Consider the following 19,675-nt stretch of genomic DNA (forward strand, 5'->3'; position numbering starts at 1 on the left):
CGATGGATCATATCCTGGATGCCATTGGTGACCTGATCCCTTTTTTAATCTTTGTGGTTGTCGGGATGTTAGGATTAATCAAAAAAAGACTGGAGCAGAAGTTTTCAACCCCTCCAAAGCGCACGGCCAAGCCGCAAAGAAGTGCCAGCACGTTTTCTCATCCTGAAACGAAAGAATCAAAGGAAAAAGCGCCTCCGTTGTATGAAGCGACCTACCAGCAAGCCAGAAGAAGTGCTCAGGAAACCTTTACAATAGAACCACTTAAGAGTAACCGTTATAAAGACAGAAGCAATGAGATCTTTACAGTTAAAGTAAAAAAAGAGAACCTTGTGCAAGGTATCATCTGGTCAGAGATATTAGGAAAACCAAGGGCCATCAATCCACTGCACGGAAGAAAAAAATAAGATTAGACGAAAAGGACTGCCAGATTTGGCGGTCTTTTTTCATTTAGGTGTGATAGTTTATCCCACGTCTTCATAAAAATGAGATGAGAGGGGTGTTGCGGATGGCAAAGTGGAGACAGCAGGTAACAAAGTGGCTTGTGGAAAAATTGGATCTCCCTGCGGATGCCATGATGGATTTGCCCCGTATTACAATGATTGGCCAGTTACATATTTATATAGAAAATCACAGGGGAGTCATAGCTTTTTCAAAAGAGGAATTAAAACTCCGTTTGAAGCAGGGCAACCTCGTGATCAAGGGCCAGGATTTTGTAATTAAAACGATATTGCCGGAAGAAATTCTGCTTGAGGGCAGCATAGATGGAGTTTATTATGACAAAGCCACGTAAACCTGTGGACAGGAGGCTGTTATGAAAAAGGACTGGCTGGAACCTATAAACAGTTATGTGAAAGTTGAAATACGGGGAGAAAACATCGAAGACTTTATTAACGAATGTCTCGCTCAAAATATCTCGATATGGAACATTAGGCGGACGAATGAGAACGCCGTAACAGCTTATCTTTATACTAAGAATATTAAGGGTTTCCGGCCCCTCTTAAAACAGACAGGGTGCAAAATTCGTTTTATAGAAAAGAACGGTTTGCCGTTCTGGGCAGCCAGAATGTGGAGGAGAAACGGCCTTATCTTAGGTCTTGCAGGCTTTTTAGTCATTCTATTCCTATTATCTAACATGGTTTGGAATATTAATGTGACAGGAGCAAATCCTAAAACAGAATACCAGTTGCTAAAAGCAGCAAAAGAACTGGGCATTAAGAAAGGGAAATTTATCTTTCTCCTGCCGAATGTCAGGCAGCTTCAGCAGCAGCTAACGAACGCCATGGATAATGTGACGTGGATCGGAGTAAGCCTTAATGGGACAACCTATAACTTTCAAGTGGTGGAAAAAGAGATCCCAAAGCGGAAAGAAGCTCTATCACCAAGACATTTAGTGGCAAAAAAAGATGCTGTGATCTATGACATGTTCGTTGAAAAGGGACAACCTGTTGTGGCTCCGCATCAATTTGTTTATAAAGGGGCTCTTCTTGTCTCTGGATATATCGGTAAAGAAGGAAAAACCAAGCTTGTCCCTGCAAAAGGAGTAGTCCTTGGTGAAACGTGGTATACGACCAATGTGACCATCCCGCTTGCAACGAAATTTCAGACGTATACAGGCAACACTGTGACACAGCATAAACTCCGCCTTTTTGGTCTCAGGATCCCGATTTGGGGATGGAAAGACGGGGAATATAAAACCAAAGATGTCAGTGAAAACGAAACACCTCTGAAGTTTTGGAAATGGACGCTCCCCGTCTCATATATTAAAAAAGTGATCAGGGAAACAGATGGTGTAAAAAGGGTCTATACGAAGGAAGAAGCTGTGCAAGCAGGCAGGGCCATGGCAAAAAAAGAAGTGAGAAAACTGCTTGCTCATGATGCTCAGATAAAAGAAGAGAAAATTTTGCGCCAGTCAGTATCTAATGGTAAAGTTAATTTATCGATGCACTACCAGGTAATTGAAAATATTGCATCTGAACAACCTATACTTATCCAACAAGGAGACTGAGTAGTTTGTCAGAACCCATTAAATTACAGCGATTACAACTAGAAAATCAAGGGGAAGCCCAAGCGCTTTTCGGACCTAACGATGCTTTTCTGAAGATAATTGAAGATAAGCTTGAAGTCACGATTGTCACTAGAGGTGAAGATATTTCTGTCAGTGGAACATCCGACACGGTTCAGAAAGTGGAGGATGTCTTAATCGTACTTCTAAACCTTATCCGTAAAGGGATCCATATTTCAGAAAGAGACATTGTTTATGCTGTTCAGCTTTCTGAACGGGGGATGCTTGAAGAGATCACCGAATTGTATCAGCAGGAGATTACAACCAACGTCAAAGGTAAACCAATCAGGGTAAAGACACTCGGTCAGCGCCATTACGTATCTGCGATGAAAAAAGGGGACCTCGTTTTTGGAATCGGTCCAGCAGGTACGGGTAAAACTTACTTAGCCGTTGTTATGGCTGTTGCTGCTCTAAAAGAAGGAAAAATAAAAAAGATAGTTCTTACACGGCCGGCGGTTGAAGCGGGCGAAAGCTTAGGATTCCTGCCGGGTGACTTAAAAGAAAAGGTCGATCCATATCTTCGCCCCTTGTATGATGCACTTCATGACCTTCTTGGGATGGAGCATACGGAACGGCTGCTGGAACGAGGCACGATCGAAATAGCTCCGCTTGCCTATATGAGGGGACGGACGCTGGATGAATGCTTTGTCATTTTAGATGAAGCACAGAATACATCGCCAGAACAAATGAAAATGTTTTTAACCCGTCTTGGTTTCGGCTCTAAGATGGTCATCACGGGGGATCTGACACAAATCGATCTTCCGAAAGGAAAAGAATCAGGCCTTAAAATCGCTGAACGGACGCTCAATGGTGTGCCAGGCATTCAATTTATATTCTTAAAGCAGCTGGATGTAGTAAGGCACCCGCTTGTTCAACGAATTATTTCAGCATACGAAAAGACAGAGAAGTAGAAAAAGCTTGAGGGTTTTTGAAAGAAAACCTGAATGCTTTTTCTTTTTTTGTGAAGAAAAGCGTTAGCACCCTGCTAAGGTCCGACAAGGGCTGGAACACTTACACAACAACACTCTTTTGTGTTGAGAAGTAAGAGTGAAGACGACTAAGATGAAAAGAAGATCTTACTTTTCATTAACGAGGACCCATGCTGAAAACAGGAAAAACGTTTTCAGCTTTATGCGCCGGAGCTGGACACCACTTCAATGCATGCTGAATTTTTTATTCTTTTTCTTTGCTATCCTCTATGTCCAGTTTTTGTTAATATGAAGATAACAATAGGAGAGACAGGCGGGGGATGGTACGAGGTGACGAAACAGATCAAAAAACGTTTGCGAATAAAAAAGGGACTGCATAATAAATGGAATTTTTTTATGTTTGGATTGCTAGCTCTTATTATCTACGCCAGCTTGCTCAGCAATGTAACCCCTGATACGGTGGATGTTGGGCCGTACTCCATTTCCCCGCGTGATATTCAATCACCGATCACGATTGAGATGAAAGAAGAAACGCTGAAAAAGCAAAACGATGCAGCGGACAAAGTAGAGAATATTTATTCCTATGATGAAGACAGTCCGCTGAAACAGGCGGAAAAGTCCAATGAAATCTTTAAGGCTATCGAAAAGATCAACGAAGCGGAGAGCAAGAATAAAAAAGATAAAGACCCACTGACACTTGACCAGAAAATAGATCAGATCAAGGGGATGGTTGGAAACGACCAGATCTCTCCCGAAGCGTATACTGCCCTGTTTAATGCCTCTCCGTCTGAACTCAGAACCGGCAGAGACCTTGCAAGCTCAGTGATCAACGACACGCTTAAAAATAAGATCAGGGTCGATCAGATCGAATTTTTCCGTGACAGGGCAGAAGATAAAATACAGCAGAATTCAAATTTTTCGAGTTCTTTAAAAAATGCTGTTGTTGAACTGACCCGAAGCAATATCATCTCTAATTTTCTGCTGGACGTTGATAAAACGAAATTGGCGAAACAAAAAGCGATCGATGAAGCGGAACCAGTCGAGATTAAAGAAGGAGAGATCATCGTCAGAGAGGGAGACGTTGTGACTCCTGAAAAATTCAGGCAGCTTAAGCTGGTAGGGCTTCTTGATAAGGAAGTTGCGATATATCCGTATTTAGGACTTTTACTTTTTGTTCTTATTTTAGTCATAGGCCTGTATTATTTTATTAAAGAATCTTTAAAAGCTACGGCGCCTCTGCAAAAAAAACAGATGCTGCTGTATGTCATCCTGATCACGTTTTCCTTGATCGTAATGAAACTGACAAGCTTCATTGATAAACTGGAGATCACAGGAATCTTTTTTGTGGTTCCGATCGCTGCAGGAGCTATGATGATTAAAATGCTGCTCAACGAATTTACAGCTATTCTTTCCAGTGTACTATTTGCAGTTTGCGCGACACTTATTTTTAATGAAGGATCTACCGGAACATTTAATTTTCCACTTGGCATCTACGTATTGCTCGGCTGTGTGGCAGGAATCATTTATCTGGGAAAACGGCATTTAAAATCAAGAATATTAAAGGCTGGTGTTCTCGTTTCATTTACCAATATTTTATCCATATTGATCATTCTGTTGCTTCAAAATGGAAAGTACTCTCCTGTACAGATTGGGGTGGAAATCGGATTTGGCTTTTTATCCGGATGCCTGGCATCTGTACTAGCTTTGGGGCTGATGCCGGTTTTTGAATCCTGGTTCGGCATCTTATCTACGACACGGCTGATCGAGCTTTCGAACCCTAATCACCCGCTGTTAAGGAAACTATTGATTGAAGCTCCTGGCACTTATCATCATTCTGTCATGGTGGCCAACCTTTCAGAAGCCGGCTGTGAATCCATAGGAGCTAACGGCCTTCTTGCCAGAGTAGGATCTTACTATCATGACCTCGGCAAAACAAAAAGGCCTCATTTCTTTATTGAGAACCAGATGAATATGGAGAATCCGCATGATAAACTGACACCGCAGCTTAGTAAGACCATCATTATTGCCCATCCGTATGACGGAGCAGAAATGTTGAAAGAATATAAGCTGCCTGGAGAAATTATTGATATAGCTGAACAGCATCACGGGACATCCCTGCTTCAATATTTCTACCACAAGGCAGTTGAACTGAGTGATGCCGAGATCCAGGAAACAGATTTCAGGTATCCCGGTCCGAAAGCTAAATCCAGAGAAGCCGCGGTAGTAGGAATTGCAGACGGTGTGGAAGCAGCTGTCCGTTCCCTCTCCAAACCGACACCGGTTAAAATTGAAGCCATTATCCGCAAGATTATTACTGAACGCCTTGAGGACGGGCAGTTTGATGAATGTGATCTTACGTTTAAAGAATTAAATACGGTAGCAAAGACACTCAGTGAAACATTGAACGGGATTTTTCATTCAAGAATTGAATATCCTGAGCAGCAAATTAAAAAGAAGGTGGTCTTATAATGAGCTTACACATTGATTTTACAGACGAAACCGAACAAATCTCCCCAGCTCAGATCGAGGAGTTAACGAACCTTTTAAATCAGGCAGCGGTCATGGAAGACATTCCCGATGAGACTGAGCTTTCTGTTACCTTTGTAACAAACGAGCGGATCCATGAGATCAACAAACAATATCGGAACAAAGATACGCCAACAGATGTGATCTCTTTTGCGATGGAAGAAATGGGTGAGGGGGAACTGGAAATAACTGGAGATGATTTACCGAGAATTCTTGGCGACATTATTATTTCAGCAGAGATTGCTAAAAATCAGGCAGAAGAATACGGACACTCATTCTTGAGAGAACTTGGCTTTTTGACCGTTCATGGTTTTCTTCACCTCTTAGGCTATGATCACCTGAACGAACAAGAAGAAAAGAAAATGTTCAGCAGGCAAGATGAAATTCTTAACGAATACGGTCTCACCAGATAAGATGCGGCCATCAGCCCGCAGATTTGTTAGAAGTTTTGGATATGCCTGGGAAGGAATTAAGGCTGCAGTTAAAGGTGAGCAGAATATTAAAATTCATCTCGCTGTGAGTTGTATCGTTTTACTGGCGGCCTATGTCCTTGAATTTTCAGCTGAGAGGTTTTCCATTCTGTTGATTGTCATTGGGAATGTGATTTGTCTTGAAATCGTAAATACGGCACTTGAACGCCTCGTCGATTTGGTCACGAATGATTACCACCCGTTAGCAAAGCAGGCCAAAGATATGGCGGCTGGTGCAGTTTTGGTTTTTTCGGTGATTGCTGTTATAATCGGATTACTGCTATTTTTAAAACCTGCCTTACACTATTTCTCTTAGATATCAGCCGCTTGAAATAAGTAAAGGCTGGTGTTGAAAGGTGGAACAAGAGATGGAAAAAGAAAAACTGATTGAGGAAGCGGTTTCAGCGAGAGATTATGCTTATGTGCCTTATTCGAATTTTAAAGTGGGTGCTGCACTCTTAACAAAAGACGGCAAGGTCTATCGAGGATCCAACATTGAAAATGCTGCTTATAGTGTAACAAACTGCGCAGAACGGACAGCATTGTTCAAAGCCGTTTCTGAAGGTGATAAAGAGTTTGCTGCCATAGCCGTAGTAGCAGATACAGATCGGCCCGTTCCGCCCTGCGGAGCTTGCAGACAAGTCATATCAGAACTATGCCCGCCAGGCATGAGAGTTTATTTGACAAATTTAAAAGGAAACATCATGGAAACGACTGTGGAAGAATTGCTTCCAGGGGCGTTTTCACCGGGGGATTTGAATGAATAAAACAGGTTACAAATCAGGCTTTGTTTCTATAATCGGACGGCCGAACGTTGGGAAATCAACGTTGTTAAATCATATCATCGGCCAAAAGATCGCCATTATGAGTGACAAGCCGCAGACAACAAGGAATAAGATCCAGGGAGTGTATACAACGGATCAAGCACAAGTTGTTTTTATAGACACTCCGGGTATTCATAAACCTAAGCACCGTTTAGGCGATTTTATGACAAAAATCGCTCAGCAGACATTAAGGGAAGTAGATTTGATTCTTTTTGTTATCAATGCAGAAGAAGGGTATGGCAGAGGAGATCAGTTTATCATTGATAAACTTCAGGACATCAAACAGCCGATCTTCCTTGTGATCAATAAAATTGATACGATCCACCCTGACCAGCTGCTTCCGCTGATCGACTTTTACAGAGGCAAGGTTGATGTACAGGAAGTGATTCCGATCTCTGCTCTACAGGGCAACAACGTGAATACGCTCATGAACCAGATTACAGAATATCTGGAGGAGGGTCCGCAATATTATCCAGAAGACCAGATTACAGATCATCCTGAACGATTTATTGCCGGTGAGCTGATTCGTGAAAAAGTACTGCACCTGACGAGAGAGGAGATTCCTCACTCCATTGCTGTTGTCATTGAACAGATGCAGCGACGTGAGGACCGTGACGTGGTATTTATAAACGCCACCATCATCGTTGAACGAAAATCTCAAAAAGGGATCATCATAGGAAAACAAGGTTCGATGCTGAAAGAGGTCGGAAAACGAGCCCGTACAGATATTGAAAACTTGCTTGGATCTAAAGTTTTTCTGGAGCTTTTCGTGAAAGTACAGAATGATTGGAGAAACAAGCTGAGTAATCTAAAGGAATTCGGATTCAACGAAGACGAATATTGATCTTCCATATTTTCCTTCACATGAAAAAGATATATAAGGCAAACCTAAGGACAAGGGAGTTTTATAAAACAACTTGAAAGGTGGAGCATTCCCATGAAAGAATTTACCTGGAAGGTATTTTGCGAAACGGGCAGTATCGATACCTATTTGTTGTTTAAAGAACTTGAGGTCGACATGTCAACAAGTGTGGCTCAGCTAGAAGATCAGCAAGCGCATATTGACTCTCCCATCCAATAGGGTGCCTTCATTAATGACCTGGTGGTGGTGTAATCATGCTGCAAAAGGTTGAAGGAATTGTTATCAGAAAAGTGGACTACGGTGAAACAAACGTAATTCTTACTCTTTTTACGAGAGAAAACGGAAAAATAGGAGTTATGGCAAGAGGGGCGAAGAAACCAAAAAGTCGCCTCTCTTCTGTTGCGCAGCTCTTTACATACGGTCATTTTGTTTTTCAGCAAAGCAGGGGGCTGGGTTCTCTGAGTCAAGGTGAAATCATCGACTCGTTCAGAGGCATCAAGGAAGATTTGTTTAAAACAGCCTATTGTGCTTATATGGTTGAATTTCTTGATAAGGTGACAGAAGAGAAAAAAACTCAGCCCTATTTATTTGAACATGTTTGGCAATCTTTCAACCTTATAAATGAAGGTGCAGATCCACAAGTTATCACGTTTATTTTTGAGATGAAAATGCTGCAGCAAGCGGGCATTGGCCCCCAAGTAAATCACTGCGCCAACTGCGGCAGAACCGAAGGGGAATTTGCCTTTTCCGTGCGGGAAGGTGGTTTTCTCTGTGACAGGTGCTATCACCTGGACACGAACAGGATTCCGCTGACTCGACCAACTGCAAGACTCCTTCGCCTGTTTTATCATTTTGATTTAAACCGGCTTGGAAATGTATCGTTAAAAAAACAGACAAAGAACGAAATTCAGTTTATTCTATCTACCTACATTGATGAGTATTCAGGGATGTTCTTCAAATCTAAAAAGTTTTTGGATCAATTGAATAAATTTGAATAATAATGTTGCTTTTATACCTTTTAGCTTCGTTTGCTCCCTTAATTAGTATATAATGTTTAATAAAGAGTATAACACATTTCAAGTTTGCTAAGGTGGTGCGAACAATCGAACTGAATAAAAGGCAACAAACAATATTGCAGATCGTAAAAGACCATGGACCTATTACGGGGGAACATATTGCAGACCGTTTGCATTTGACAAGAGCTACGCTTAGGCCTGACCTAGCCATTTTAACGATGGCGGGTTATTTGGATGCCAGACCCCGTGTTGGCTATTTTTATACAGGCAAAACAGGCTCCCAGCTATTGACTGAAAAAATCAAGAAGATACAAGTCCATGAATTTTCATCGATCCCCGTTGTGGTTCCTGAATCTTCAACCGTATATGAAGCGATCTGTACCATGTTCCTTGAAGACGTGGGAACTTTGTTTATTGTGAATAAAAACTCTCATCTTGTTGGAGTGGTTTCAAGAAAAGACTTATTGAGAGCCAGTATGGGAAAACAGGAATTAAATGCCGTCCCTATCAACATTATTATGACCAGGATGCCGAATATCACATACTGTTTTAAAGAAGACCATTTACTGGATGTTGCCCATATTCTCATCCAAAAGCAGATTGACGGGCTGCCGGTCGTAAAAAAAGCTCCCAATGACGAAGGGTATGAAGTAGTGGGAAGAATCACGAAAACGAATATTACAAAGGCCTTTGTTGAATTGGCCAGGGATGAAATGATTATTTGATCTTCGCAATCAGGAGGTAATGATGACTGACCATATAAATCGCCCAATGATTTATGTTGTATCCGATTCTGTTGGCGAAACTGCGGAGCTTGTTGTAAAAGCCGCGGCCAGCCAATTTAATTCAACTGCCATTGAGCTTAAGCGGGTTCCATATGTAGAAGATAAGGAAACCATTAAAGAAGTAGTGGCATTAGCTAAAGAACATCAGGCTCTAATCGCGTTTACACTTGTCATACCAGAAATGAAGGAGTTTCTCCTCCAGCAGGCACTGGTTTCGGGAGTGGTTGCAGTAGATATTATCGGTCCGATGATGAACCAGATGCAGCAGCTTCTTCAGCAGGTTCCGAGATATGAGCCAGGAATTGTACATCAGCTGGATGATGATTATTTCCGGAAAGTTGAAGCCATCGAGTTTGCTGTTAAGTATGATGATGGAAGAGATCCAAGGGGAATTTTAAAAGCCGATATCGTTTTGGTAGGAGTGTCAAGGACGTCTAAAACACCTTTGTCGCAGTATCTGGCTCACAAACGACTGAAAGTGGCCAATGTTCCGCTTGTTCCTGAAGTCGAGCCACCGGAGGAATTGTTCAAAGTCTCTGCTAAAAAGTGTTTCGGTTTAAGCATCACTCCTGAAAAACTAAACGATATCCGCAGAGAAAGACTGATGGCTCTTGGGTTAAATTCTGAGGCTAATTATGCCAATATCAACCGCATCAGGCAGGAGCTTGACTATTTCACTAAAACAATAGACCGGATCGGCTGTCGGGTCATTGATGTTTCAAACAAAGCCGTAGAGGAATCAGCAAATCTCATTTATAACATTTATACGGGCAAAAACTACCGATAACCATATCGCGTACGAAATCGTTTGATTTTGTACGCTTTTTTCTGCGGAAGTTATTTTTCTGGCATTATTATAAATTTTTAGCTATAATATAAAATTGTGATTAAAAGTTAGCAATGGAACCTAGAATAGGATAAGAATGTTCTTTCCAGAGCACGGGACAGACTGATTCGATTCTATGAAACAGCATTCTTCAACAAGACGTAAAACAAAAAAAGGTTTTCTTCGACATGTTTATTTTGTAGAAGGATTCTTATGGAGGATGTAGAAATTTAATTTATGTCTAATTCAAAATCAAAAGTATGGGTAGATGGAGATGCATGCCCGGTTCCGATTAGGAATTCTATTATCGAACATTGTCGGGAATTTAATTTATCGGCATTTTTTGTCATTTCATATGCCCATTATACAGCCCCTTCACCTGGTGTAGAATGGATTCTGGTCGATGCCAACCGTGAAGAAGTAGACCTGTATTTAATGAATCATTCAATGAAAGGAGATATTGCGGTTACTCAGGATTTTGGCCTGGCCAGTATCCTGGTCCCAAAAGGTGTGATTACGTTCCATCCCCGCGGTTTTTTATACCGGGAGGAAGATATGGAAAAAATGCTTTTTGAAAGGTACATTTCCGGGAAAGAAAGAAGAGCCGGCAAACGTACAAAAGGACCAGCGAAGTTTCAGGATTCTGATCTTGAACGTTTCTCCGGACAATTTAAAAAAATGTTGTCGAATATTGAAGGATTTCAATAACTCTTAACGAATAACTATAACCTGTGTGATTTTTACAGAGGAAAGTAAATAAAGCGGTGTTTAAACATGGCAGAACGAATTCCGGACGAACTGATAGAAAAAGTTCGAACATCTCAAGATATTGTTGAACTAGTCAGTGACTATGTAACTTTGAAGAAACAAGGGCGCAATTATTTTGGCTTATGCCCATTTCACGGAGAGAAATCCCCTTCCTTTTCTGTTTCGCCTGATAAGCAGATCTACCACTGTTTCGGTTGCGGAGCAGGCGGTAATGCTTTCTCTTTTCTAATGAATATCGAAGGATTTTCATTTCTTGAGTCAGTGAAGCATATTGCACAGCGAACGGGAATAGATTTACCTCAACTGGAACGGCAGTCTGGAAACAGCAAATCCTCAGATAACCGGGCAGTCATGGGCGAGGCTCATGAACTTTTGGCGAAACTATTTCATCATTATCTGCTCAATACTGAGCAAGGTTTGAAAGCTCTCGACTATTTAAAGGGCAGAGGGTTTTCGGATGAAGTCATCTCCCGGTTTCAAATCGGGTTTGCACCTGATTCCTGGGATGCGGCCACCAACTTCCTCAGCAGAAGAAACTTCTCGCTGGAGCTCTCTGAAAAAGCCGGTTTGCTTGGCAAACGGGACTTTGACGGTAAATTCTTTGACCGGTTCAGAAACCGGATCATGTTTCCAATCTGGGATAAAAACGGTAAAGTCATCGGCTTTGGGGGCAGAATTTTGGACAGCGGGGAACCCAAATATTTAAACAGCCCTGAGACCTTGCTGTTTAATAAAGGCAAGAACTTGTATGCCTTGCATTTATCCCGTCCGGAAATGAGGAAAAAACAGCAGGCTGTTCTATTTGAAGGGTATGTTGATACGATTGCTGCCTGGAGAGCAGGCGTTGAAAATGGGGTGGCTACACTTGGAACTTCTCTGACAGAAGATCAGGCAAAACTGCTGAAACGAAATGTACCTTCTGTCGTTATCTGTTATGATTCGGATCATGCAGGTGTTGAAGCCTCCTTTAGAGCTTCATCGATTTTATTAAAAGCAGGATGCAATGTGAAAATTGCGAAAATGCCAGACGGTCTTGATCCCGATGACTATATCCAAAAATATGGAGCCGAGAAGTTTAACAGGGATGTAATAGGGGCAAGTTTAACCGTAATGGCTTTTAAAATTCAATATTACAGAAGAGGTAAAAATCTCAACGATGAAGGAGAACGAATGCTCTATATCGAAGAGATAATAAAGGAAATCAGCCAATTGCCTAATGCGGTTGAAAAAGACCATTATTTAAGGCAGCTTGCTGATGAATTTAACCTCTCTCTGGAAGCTCTAAAGCAGCAGCAGTTTTATACAGCTAAGCAGCAAAAGCGAAAAAAGGATAATGTTGACACAAACAGGAATAATAATCCTAGGAATAATACTTACTATAACAAACCGCTTTTGCCTGCCTATCATAATGCTGAACGGATTCTACTTGCGCATATGCTGAAAAACACAGACGTTGCCATCAGGGTTCAGGAGTTACTGGGAGCATCATTTAACATTGAAGAACACAATGCGGTTGCAGCTTATTTATATGCCTTCTATGAAGAAGGAAATTTGCCCAATGTTGGTTTGTTCCTGCAGCGCATTGAAGATGACAGGTTAAAAAAGATTGCTTCCGAGCTGGCGATGCTGACTGTCAATGAACATCTTTCCGATAAGGAAATGAGTGATTATATAAGACAGATCACCAACTATCCTAAATGGCTGGTGATACAGGGTAAAGAAAAGCACAAAAAGGAAGCGGAACGCGGGCAGGATTTTGCCAGGGCGGCCCAAATAGCAATGGAGATACTTCAAATGAAAAAAGAATTAAAAGGCTGATTATTTTTTGTTGAAGTGTGGAAGGAGGGGATCGAATGGCTGAGAAACCAAACCGTCGCGAGACGGAGGGCGAATTAACCATCGATCAAGTAAAAGAGCAATTAATTGAAGCAGGGAAAAAGAATGGTGCGCTGACCTATACGGTCATTACCAACAAACTAGCGCCTTTTGATCAGGATTCAGAGCAAATGGATGAGTTCTACAACTTCCTTGAAGAACAGGGTGTAGAAGTAACCGATGAATCTGATTCTGATGAAGAAGAGCCTAAATTTGAAGCAGGCAAGGAAGAAGAAGAGTTTGACCTCAACGATCTCAGCGTTCCTCCAGGGGTGAAAATTAATGACCCTGTCCGAATGTACTTAAAAGAGATCGGCCGCGTGGATCTTCTTTCTGCAGAAGAAGAAATTTCCCTTGCTAAACGAATCGAAGAAGGTGACGAAGAAGCAAAACGCCGCCTTGCTGAAGCGAACCTTAGGCTGGTTGTAAGTATTGCCAAGCGTTACGTAGGCCGCGGGATGCTCTTCCTTGATCTTATTCAGGAAGGCAACATGGGACTTATTAAAGCGGTTGAGAAGTTTGATTACCGTAAAGGCTATAAGTTCAGTACGTATGCCACATGGTGGATCAGACAGGCTATAACACGAGCTATCGCTGACCAGGCAAGAACCATCCGTATTCCTGTTCATATGGTAGAAACAATAAATAAATTGATCCGCGTCCAGAGGCAGCTACTGCAAGACTTGGGCCGCGAACCGACGCCTGAAGAAATTGGTGCGGAAATGGATCTCACTCCGGACAAAGTACGCGAAATCCTGAAGATCGCCCAGGAACCTGTTTCTCTTGAAACACCAATTGGTGAAGAAGACGATTCTCACCTTGGTGACTTCATTGAAGACCAGGACGCACTAGCTCCTTCTGAAGCTGCAGCTTATGAGCTGTTAAAAGAGCAGCTCGAAGATGTACTCGATACCCTCACCGACAGAGAAGAGAATGTTTTGCGTTTAAGATTCGGTCTTGATGACGGCCGTACACGTACTCTGGAAGAAGTTGGGAAAGTCTTCGGAGTAACCCGTGAACGGATCCGCCAAATCGAAGCTAAAGCACTTCGTAAACTCCGCCATCCAAGCAGAAGCAAGAGATTGAAGGATTTCTTGGAATAAAATAGATCAGTGATAAAGTCTGCCCTTGCCGGCAGGCTTTTTTATTTTGCTCAATGATTTATTGAACGAATGCAGGAAAATAGAACATAATAACATTTTTACCAGTTATTATTATCCATTTTACTGATAAATTTTGCTGAATGCAAATCACCCGGATAAAAAAAGACTTCCAAAAGAAGGAAAAATAAACGTAAAAATAATAATGTTAATGTTGTAAAAATTCTGCCTTTATATCTATAATAAACTTGAAAGCGATTACACACAATGGTGAAATTATACAAAAGGTGGGGTCATCCATGAATTACGCATTGACAGATGAGCAAGCAATGATACAAAAAATGATGAGGGAATTTGCTGATGAAGAAGTTGCGCCTGGCGCAGAACAGAGGGACAAAGAAAAAAAGTTTCCTGTTGGAATTTTTCAGAAGCTAGGGAAGCTGGGAATCATGGGCTTGCCTTTCCCTGAAGAATATGGCGGCGGAGGGGCAGATACCATTTCTTTTGCGATCGCAGTAGAAGAACTAAGCCGTGCATGCGGTTCTGCCGGTATCACGTATTCGGCACATGTTTCTCTTGGCGGAGCTCCCCTCTATTTGTTTGGAACAGAAGAGCAGAAGCAAAAATATCTTGTGCCAATCTGTACAGGAGAATCGATGGGTGCTTTTGGTCTGACTGAACCGAACGCTGGCTCAGATGCTGGGGGAACACAAACAACCGCTGTGAAACAAGGCAATCAATGGGTGATCAGCGGAAGCAAGTGCTACATTACAAATGCAAGCTATGCCAAGCATCTCGCACTGACAGCAATTACAGGGAAAAATGACGGCAAGAAAGAGATCAGTGCCATTATTGTTCCAACTGACTCTGAAGGTTTTAAAGTGATCGATAACTATGAGAAACTGGGGCTTCATTCTTCAAACACTACTGAATTAATCCTTGACCAAGTAAAAGTTCCAGAGGAGAATTTGCTCGGACAGCGTGGAGATGGTTTTAAGCAATTTCTGATCACGCTTGACGGCGGACGTATTGGTATAGGTGCGATGGCAGTAGGCATTGCACAGGCTGCCTATGACAAGGCTCTTGCTTATTCTAAAGAGAGAAAGCAGTTTGGGACCGCTCTTTCTAAATTTCAGGCGATTCAATTCAAACTTGCTGACATGGCAATGAAGATTGAACTGGCGAGGAACATGGTATACAAAGCCGCCTGGTTAAAAGACCAAGGGAAAAGGTTTTCCAAAGAAGCAGCAATGGCGAAGCTTTACGCTTCAGAGGCTTGCATGCAGATCTGTTCGGAAGCGGTTCAGATTCACGGTGGTTACGGGTACATGAGAGACTATCATGTAGAGCGCTATTTCCGTGATGCTAAGCTGACTGAAATCGGTGAAGGAACGTCTGAGATTCAAAGAATGGTAATATCCAGAGAAATCGGCTGTTAATTCTAAAGAATGGGGTGAATTATGACAGAGCTGCAATCCGTAACTATTGGAAAATATCTTGAAGAGCAAGTGAAGAAATTCGGCTCTCGTGAAGCTGTTGTATACAGCAATTTAGGAATTCGGTATTCCTATAAAGAATTTTACGATTTAACTGCGAAAGTAGCTAAAGGATTAATGTCACTCGGTATTAAAAAGGGAGATCATATTGCAGTCTGGGCAACCAATGTGCCGGAATGGATATTGCTGCAATTCGGCTCAGCAAGAGCGGGGGCGGTATTAGTAACGGTAAATACCAGCTACCAGCAGACTGAACTGGAATACCTCCTAAAACAGTCAGATTCAAAAGCCTTATTTCTTATAGAGGGCTTCAAAAACACGTCCTATGTACAAATGGCTCAGGCTGTTCAATCCAAAAACGAACAATTCCCTCTGCTGGATCAATTCATTTATATAGGCAATGGCCAGCCAGAAGGGATGTCAAACTGGGAAGAGATGCTTCGTTCAGGAGAAAACATTTCCGATGAGGAGCTCCTAGAGAGAGAAAAATGCCTGGAGCCTTCAGATGTCATTAACATGCAGTACACGTCAGGCACGACTGGTTTTCCAAAAGGGGTCATGCTGACGCATAGTAATATTCTTGGAAACGCTCATCGTTTGGCGGCAGCCATGAGGTTAACTGAACAGGACCGTCTATGTATTCCGGTACCGTTCTTTCACTGCTTTGGGTGTGTGATCGGAACGTTAACAGCAGTTTCCGCTGGAGCAGCTATGGTACCCATCGTTCAATTCAGTGCAAAGGAAGTCCTGGAGACCGTCGAAAAGGAAAAATGCACGGCGCTTCACGGCGTACCTACAATGTTCATTGCAGAACTGAATTATGAAAATTTCCAGCAGTACGATTTAAGTTCGCTTCGGACAGGAGTGATGGCAGGATCTACTTGTCCAATTGAAGTCATGAAGAATGTCATCAGTAAAATGGGAATGTCAGAAATCACAATTGCTTATGGACAGACAGAAACCTCGCCGGTCTTTACTCAAACGACACCTGATGATCCTATTGAAAAGAGGGTGGAGACGGTTGGGAAAAAGCACCCGGGTGTTGAAATCAAAGTTATCGATCCTGCAACAGGCAAGACGGTACCTTTTGGAGAACAGGGGGAACTCTGTACAAGAGGCTACCACGTGATGAAAGGATATTATAAGATGCCTGATGCGACCAGAGATGCGATTGATCAGGAGGGCTGGCTCCATACCGGTGATCTGGCTGTGATGGACGATGAGGGCTACGTGGCCATCACAGGCCGTTTGAAGGATATGATCATCCGCGGCGGTGAAAACATTTACCCGCGAGAAGTCGAAGAATTTTTATATTCGCATCCTTCAATTCTCGATGTTCAGGTGATCGGAGTTCCGGACGAAACATTTGGAGAAAAAGTGGCTGCCTGCATCCAGCTAAAAGAGGGGCATAGTATTGGGAAAGAAGAACTGGCTGCCTATTGCCAAGGAAAGATATCCAAGTTCAAAATTCCTGAATACATGATTTTTGTAGACGAATATCCAATGACGGCATCTGGTAAAATTCAAAAGTATAAATTGCGTGAGGAGGCTAAAAAGCAAATTGAAGCAGAACAAGGTATAGTGACCTGACCGTCCGCAACTGCGGGCGTTTTTTCTTTGCTGCATCAGGTGATCATTTAATATGAAATCCATACACTATGTTTAATTCCAAGTTTGAAGGCTTTTTACAAAACTAGTAAAAGTTTAACTTTCTCTTTCCTTCGACTCTTTTTTCAAGTAAAATAGGATATGGATTGTTAGCACTTACATAAGCAGGCAAAATGTACATCAAATGTATAACAGATGAAGGAGGAAAAATGATGAAACGTAATCCGCTTATTCCTTTTATCTTTACAGGAGTAATTGGCATTATTCTCATTATCGGCATGTCATTTTGGGGAATACATAATCAGGAACAAGCGAAAAAGGAAAAAGAACAGGCTGCACTTGATCCTGCAGCAATTTTTAAACAAAACTGTTCTTCCTGCCATGGCCAAAACCTGGAAGGCGCGGTTGGTCCTAACCTTCAAAAAGTCGGAGCCAAATATTCAAAAGAGCAAATCACTAATATTCTTAAAAATGGTAAACCTGGCGGAATGCCCGCTGGTGTCGTAAAAGGCGAAGAGCAACAAATCATTGCAAAATGGCTTTCAGAGAAAAAATAAAAGAAGCTGACTTCAATCAACAGCCTTATGGCGTTATGATTGAGTCGGCTTTTTTACTTTTTTCCTGTGACATGATAATAATAAGTAGTACGATAATAAAAACAGGTGGATAAAAATGAAACGAGATAACCTTTCCTTAAGACTTAAAACAGTAGCAAATTATGTGCACCGGGAGGCAGTGATAGCTGATATTGGTTCGGATCATGCCTACCTTCCATGCTATTTAGTACTTGAACACCAAGTTGTATATGCGATTGCGGGTGAAGTAAATGAGGGTCCCTATCAATCAGCATTAAAAGAAGTACAATCAGCGAACCTCCAGACTAAAATATCAGTCCGCAAAGGAGACGGTCTTGAAGTGATCTCTCCCAACGAAACGGATGTAATCACCATTTGCGGAATGGGCGGTCAACTGATTGCCAGTATTTTAGAAAAAGGGAAATCCAAGCTGGAAGGTGTTAAAAGACTAATATTGCAGCCGAATGTAGGTGCAGACTCGGTCAGAATTTGGCTTAAAAATGAAGGATGGACCTTAACTCAGGAGGAAATTTTAAAAGAAGACGGCAAGATTTATGAAGTACTGGTGGCAGATCGCCAAGAAGGGAACCAGCCATATACTGAGAATGAAACGCTTGAACTATTGCTGGGCCCTTTTTTGATGAAGCAAAAGAATGAGGCATTCATTGAAAAATGGAGAGGCGAGCTTGAGCAGTGGACCAAAATCCTTCAGCAAATGGAATCAAGCCAATCTCCTGATTCGATGGAGCGAAAACGGCAATTGATGAAAAGAATAGAATCCGTAAAGAAGGAGCTGGAATCGTGAATAAATACGCAAACGGGCACTCGGTCATTGGTGAGCTGCATGCCTTGGCACCAAAACATCTTGCGGAAGAAGGAGACCCGATCGGATTGCAGGTCGGAAATTTGAACAAGCCTGTAAAAAAAGTCATGATTGCCCTGGATGTATTGGAAGAAGTAGTGGATGAAGCGATTGAAAAAGGAGCGGAATTGATCATCGCCCATCACCCGATGATTTACCGACCGCTGAAAAAAATTGATCTCTCCATGCCGCAGGGAAGAATGATTGAAAAGCTCATTAAAAATGACATAGCAGTATACGCAGCACACACGAATCTGGATGTAGCGAAGGGCGGAGTGAACGACTGGCTGGCTGAGGCCTTGCACCTCGAACAGACAGAAGTTCTTAAAGGCACCAAAGAGATATCCCTGGTCAAACTTGCGGTATATGTGCCGGAAGAACAGGCGGATACTGTCAGAGAAGCCATGGCCGCGGCAGGAGCAGGTCATATCGGTCAATATAGCCATTGTACGTTTAATACGTCAGGTGAAGGTACCTTCAAGCCTCTTGAGGGGACAAATCCTTTTATCGGCACGAAAGGAAAGATTGAAAGGGTAAATGAAATCAAAATAGAAACGGTGATTTCTGAAGACCTGGTGAAACAAGTCATATCCTCCATGAAGAAAGCTCATCCCTATGAAGAGGTGGCTTATGATCTGTATGAACTGAAAAACGAAGGAGAAACCCTCGGGATTGGAAAGATTGGCCGTCTTGCGGAAGAAATGCCGTTTGAAGATTTTATCCAGCACGTCAAACAAACATTGGATGTATCCGCCTTGCGTGCGGTGAAAGGGCACTCGAGGCCAGTCAGAAAGGTTGCTGTGGTAGGCGGTGATGGAAACAAGTTCATATCTGCTGCCATCATGAAGGGGGCAGATGTGCTCGTAACAGGGGATATGTATTATCATAATGCCCATGATGCCCAGGCAGCAGGCTTGTCCATAATCGATCCCGGACATAATGTGGAGAAGATCATGAAAACAGGACTCTCTACTTTTTTATCAGGAGAATTGAAAAAAAAGGGCTACACTACAGAAGTCATTTCTTCAGCAGTTCATACCGATCCATTTCTTTTCTATTAAAAAAATAAAAGGCTGACAAACCACTTGGTT

21 protein-coding genes are annotated in these 19,675 nt (G+C 42.2%); all 21 read left to right on the forward strand.

Features of this window, described 5'->3' with window-relative positions:
• Nucleotides 1-2 precede the first annotated feature (2 nt).
• A complete protein-coding gene (locus tag P4361_RS09750) occupies nucleotides 3-404 on the forward strand; it encodes a hypothetical protein (protein WP_328089229.1) in 402 nt (133 codons plus the stop codon).
• Between the two features lie 101 nt (nucleotides 405-505).
• Nucleotides 506-790 carry a sporulation protein YqfC gene (gene yqfC / locus P4361_RS09755; protein WP_053357834.1) on the forward strand — a complete coding sequence of 95 codons (285 nt, stop codon included), beginning with the start codon at nucleotides 506-508 and terminating at the stop codon, nucleotides 788-790.
• A 21-nt stretch (nucleotides 791-811) separates the two neighbouring features.
• The gene (gene yqfD / locus P4361_RS09760) at nucleotides 812-2,005 is read left to right on the forward strand and encodes a sporulation protein YqfD (protein ID WP_053357835.1); all 1,194 of its coding nucleotides are present in this window, start codon (nucleotides 812-814) and stop codon (nucleotides 2,003-2,005) included.
• Between the two features lie 5 nt (nucleotides 2,006-2,010).
• Nucleotides 2,011-2,973 (forward strand): PhoH family protein, encoded by a 963-nt coding sequence (locus P4361_RS09765; protein ID WP_053357836.1) that lies wholly within the window; start codon nucleotides 2,011-2,013, stop codon nucleotides 2,971-2,973.
• Nucleotides 2,974-3,321: 348 nt separating this feature from the next.
• Nucleotides 3,322-5,460, forward strand: coding sequence for an HD family phosphohydrolase (locus P4361_RS09770; RefSeq protein ID WP_328089230.1), 2,139 nt, complete (start codon nucleotides 3,322-3,324; stop codon nucleotides 5,458-5,460).
• On the forward strand, nucleotides 5,460-5,930 hold the full coding sequence (ybeY, locus tag P4361_RS09775; RefSeq protein WP_328089231.1) for an rRNA maturation RNase YbeY: 471 nt from the start codon (nucleotides 5,460-5,462) through the stop codon (nucleotides 5,928-5,930). Before P4361_RS09770 ends, ybeY begins: the two co-directional genes overlap by 1 nt.
• On the forward strand, nucleotides 5,896-6,303 hold the full coding sequence (locus P4361_RS09780) for a diacylglycerol kinase family protein (protein ID WP_269431897.1): 408 nt from the start codon (nucleotides 5,896-5,898) through the stop codon (nucleotides 6,301-6,303). Before ybeY ends, P4361_RS09780 begins: the two co-directional genes overlap by 35 nt.
• 52 nt (nucleotides 6,304-6,355) lie before the next feature.
• Nucleotides 6,356-6,754: a cytidine deaminase gene (locus P4361_RS09785; protein ID WP_062234887.1), complete on the forward strand. Its 399-nt coding sequence runs from the start codon at nucleotides 6,356-6,358 to the stop codon at nucleotides 6,752-6,754.
• Nucleotides 6,747-7,655 (forward strand): GTPase Era, encoded by a 909-nt coding sequence (gene era, locus P4361_RS09790; protein WP_328089232.1) that lies wholly within the window; start codon nucleotides 6,747-6,749, stop codon nucleotides 7,653-7,655. Before P4361_RS09785 ends, era begins: the two co-directional genes overlap by 8 nt.
• Before the next feature lie 93 nt (nucleotides 7,656-7,748).
• Nucleotides 7,749-7,892: a YqzL family protein gene (locus tag P4361_RS09795; protein WP_082316197.1), complete on the forward strand. Its 144-nt coding sequence runs from the start codon at nucleotides 7,749-7,751 to the stop codon at nucleotides 7,890-7,892.
• A 35-nt stretch (nucleotides 7,893-7,927) separates the two neighbouring features.
• Nucleotides 7,928-8,671, forward strand: coding sequence for a DNA repair protein RecO (gene recO, locus P4361_RS09800; protein WP_328089234.1), 744 nt, complete (start codon nucleotides 7,928-7,930; stop codon nucleotides 8,669-8,671).
• Nucleotides 8,672-8,763: 92 nt separating this feature from the next.
• On the forward strand, nucleotides 8,764-9,414 hold the full coding sequence (locus P4361_RS09805; RefSeq protein ID WP_082316198.1) for a helix-turn-helix transcriptional regulator: 651 nt from the start codon (nucleotides 8,764-8,766) through the stop codon (nucleotides 9,412-9,414).
• A 22-nt stretch (nucleotides 9,415-9,436) separates the two neighbouring features.
• Nucleotides 9,437-10,261 (forward strand): pyruvate, water dikinase regulatory protein, encoded by an 825-nt coding sequence (locus P4361_RS09810; RefSeq protein WP_175501848.1) that lies wholly within the window; start codon nucleotides 9,437-9,439, stop codon nucleotides 10,259-10,261.
• Between the two features lie 276 nt (nucleotides 10,262-10,537).
• Entirely contained in the window at nucleotides 10,538-11,008 is a 471-nt protein-coding gene (locus tag P4361_RS09815) for a YaiI/YqxD family protein (RefSeq protein WP_256226069.1), read from the forward strand.
• 66 nt (nucleotides 11,009-11,074) lie between these two features.
• Nucleotides 11,075-12,886: a DNA primase gene (dnaG, locus tag P4361_RS09820; protein WP_062234897.1), complete on the forward strand. Its 1,812-nt coding sequence runs from the start codon at nucleotides 11,075-11,077 to the stop codon at nucleotides 12,884-12,886.
• A 35-nt stretch (nucleotides 12,887-12,921) separates the two neighbouring features.
• Complete coding sequence (rpoD, locus tag P4361_RS09825) at nucleotides 12,922-14,046, forward strand: RNA polymerase sigma factor RpoD (protein ID WP_053357843.1); 1,125 nt, start codon at nucleotides 12,922-12,924, stop codon at nucleotides 14,044-14,046.
• 296 nt (nucleotides 14,047-14,342) lie between these two features.
• On the forward strand, nucleotides 14,343-15,482 hold the full coding sequence (locus P4361_RS09830; protein ID WP_328089235.1) for an acyl-CoA dehydrogenase: 1,140 nt from the start codon (nucleotides 14,343-14,345) through the stop codon (nucleotides 15,480-15,482).
• A 21-nt stretch (nucleotides 15,483-15,503) separates the two neighbouring features.
• The gene (locus P4361_RS09835; protein WP_328089236.1) at nucleotides 15,504-17,129 is read left to right on the forward strand and encodes an AMP-binding protein; all 1,626 of its coding nucleotides are present in this window, start codon (nucleotides 15,504-15,506) and stop codon (nucleotides 17,127-17,129) included.
• Between the two features lie 230 nt (nucleotides 17,130-17,359).
• Nucleotides 17,360-17,704 carry a cytochrome c550 gene (gene cccA, locus P4361_RS09840; RefSeq protein ID WP_053357846.1) on the forward strand — a complete coding sequence of 115 codons (345 nt, stop codon included), beginning with the start codon at nucleotides 17,360-17,362 and terminating at the stop codon, nucleotides 17,702-17,704.
• Nucleotides 17,705-17,819: 115 nt separating this feature from the next.
• Nucleotides 17,820-18,527 carry a tRNA (adenine(22)-N(1))-methyltransferase gene (locus P4361_RS09845; protein WP_053357847.1) on the forward strand — a complete coding sequence of 236 codons (708 nt, stop codon included), beginning with the start codon at nucleotides 17,820-17,822 and terminating at the stop codon, nucleotides 18,525-18,527.
• Entirely contained in the window at nucleotides 18,524-19,645 is a 1,122-nt protein-coding gene (locus tag P4361_RS09850) for a Nif3-like dinuclear metal center hexameric protein (RefSeq protein WP_328089237.1), read from the forward strand. The genes P4361_RS09845 and P4361_RS09850 overlap by 4 nt, the downstream gene beginning before the upstream one ends.
• Nucleotides 19,646-19,675: the final 30 nt, after the last annotated feature.

The organism is Fictibacillus sp. B-59209 (assembly GCF_036216745.1).
In the GTDB taxonomy this organism is placed as follows: Bacteria; Bacillota; Bacilli; order Bacillales; family Fictibacillaceae; genus Fictibacillus_C; species Fictibacillus_C marinisediminis.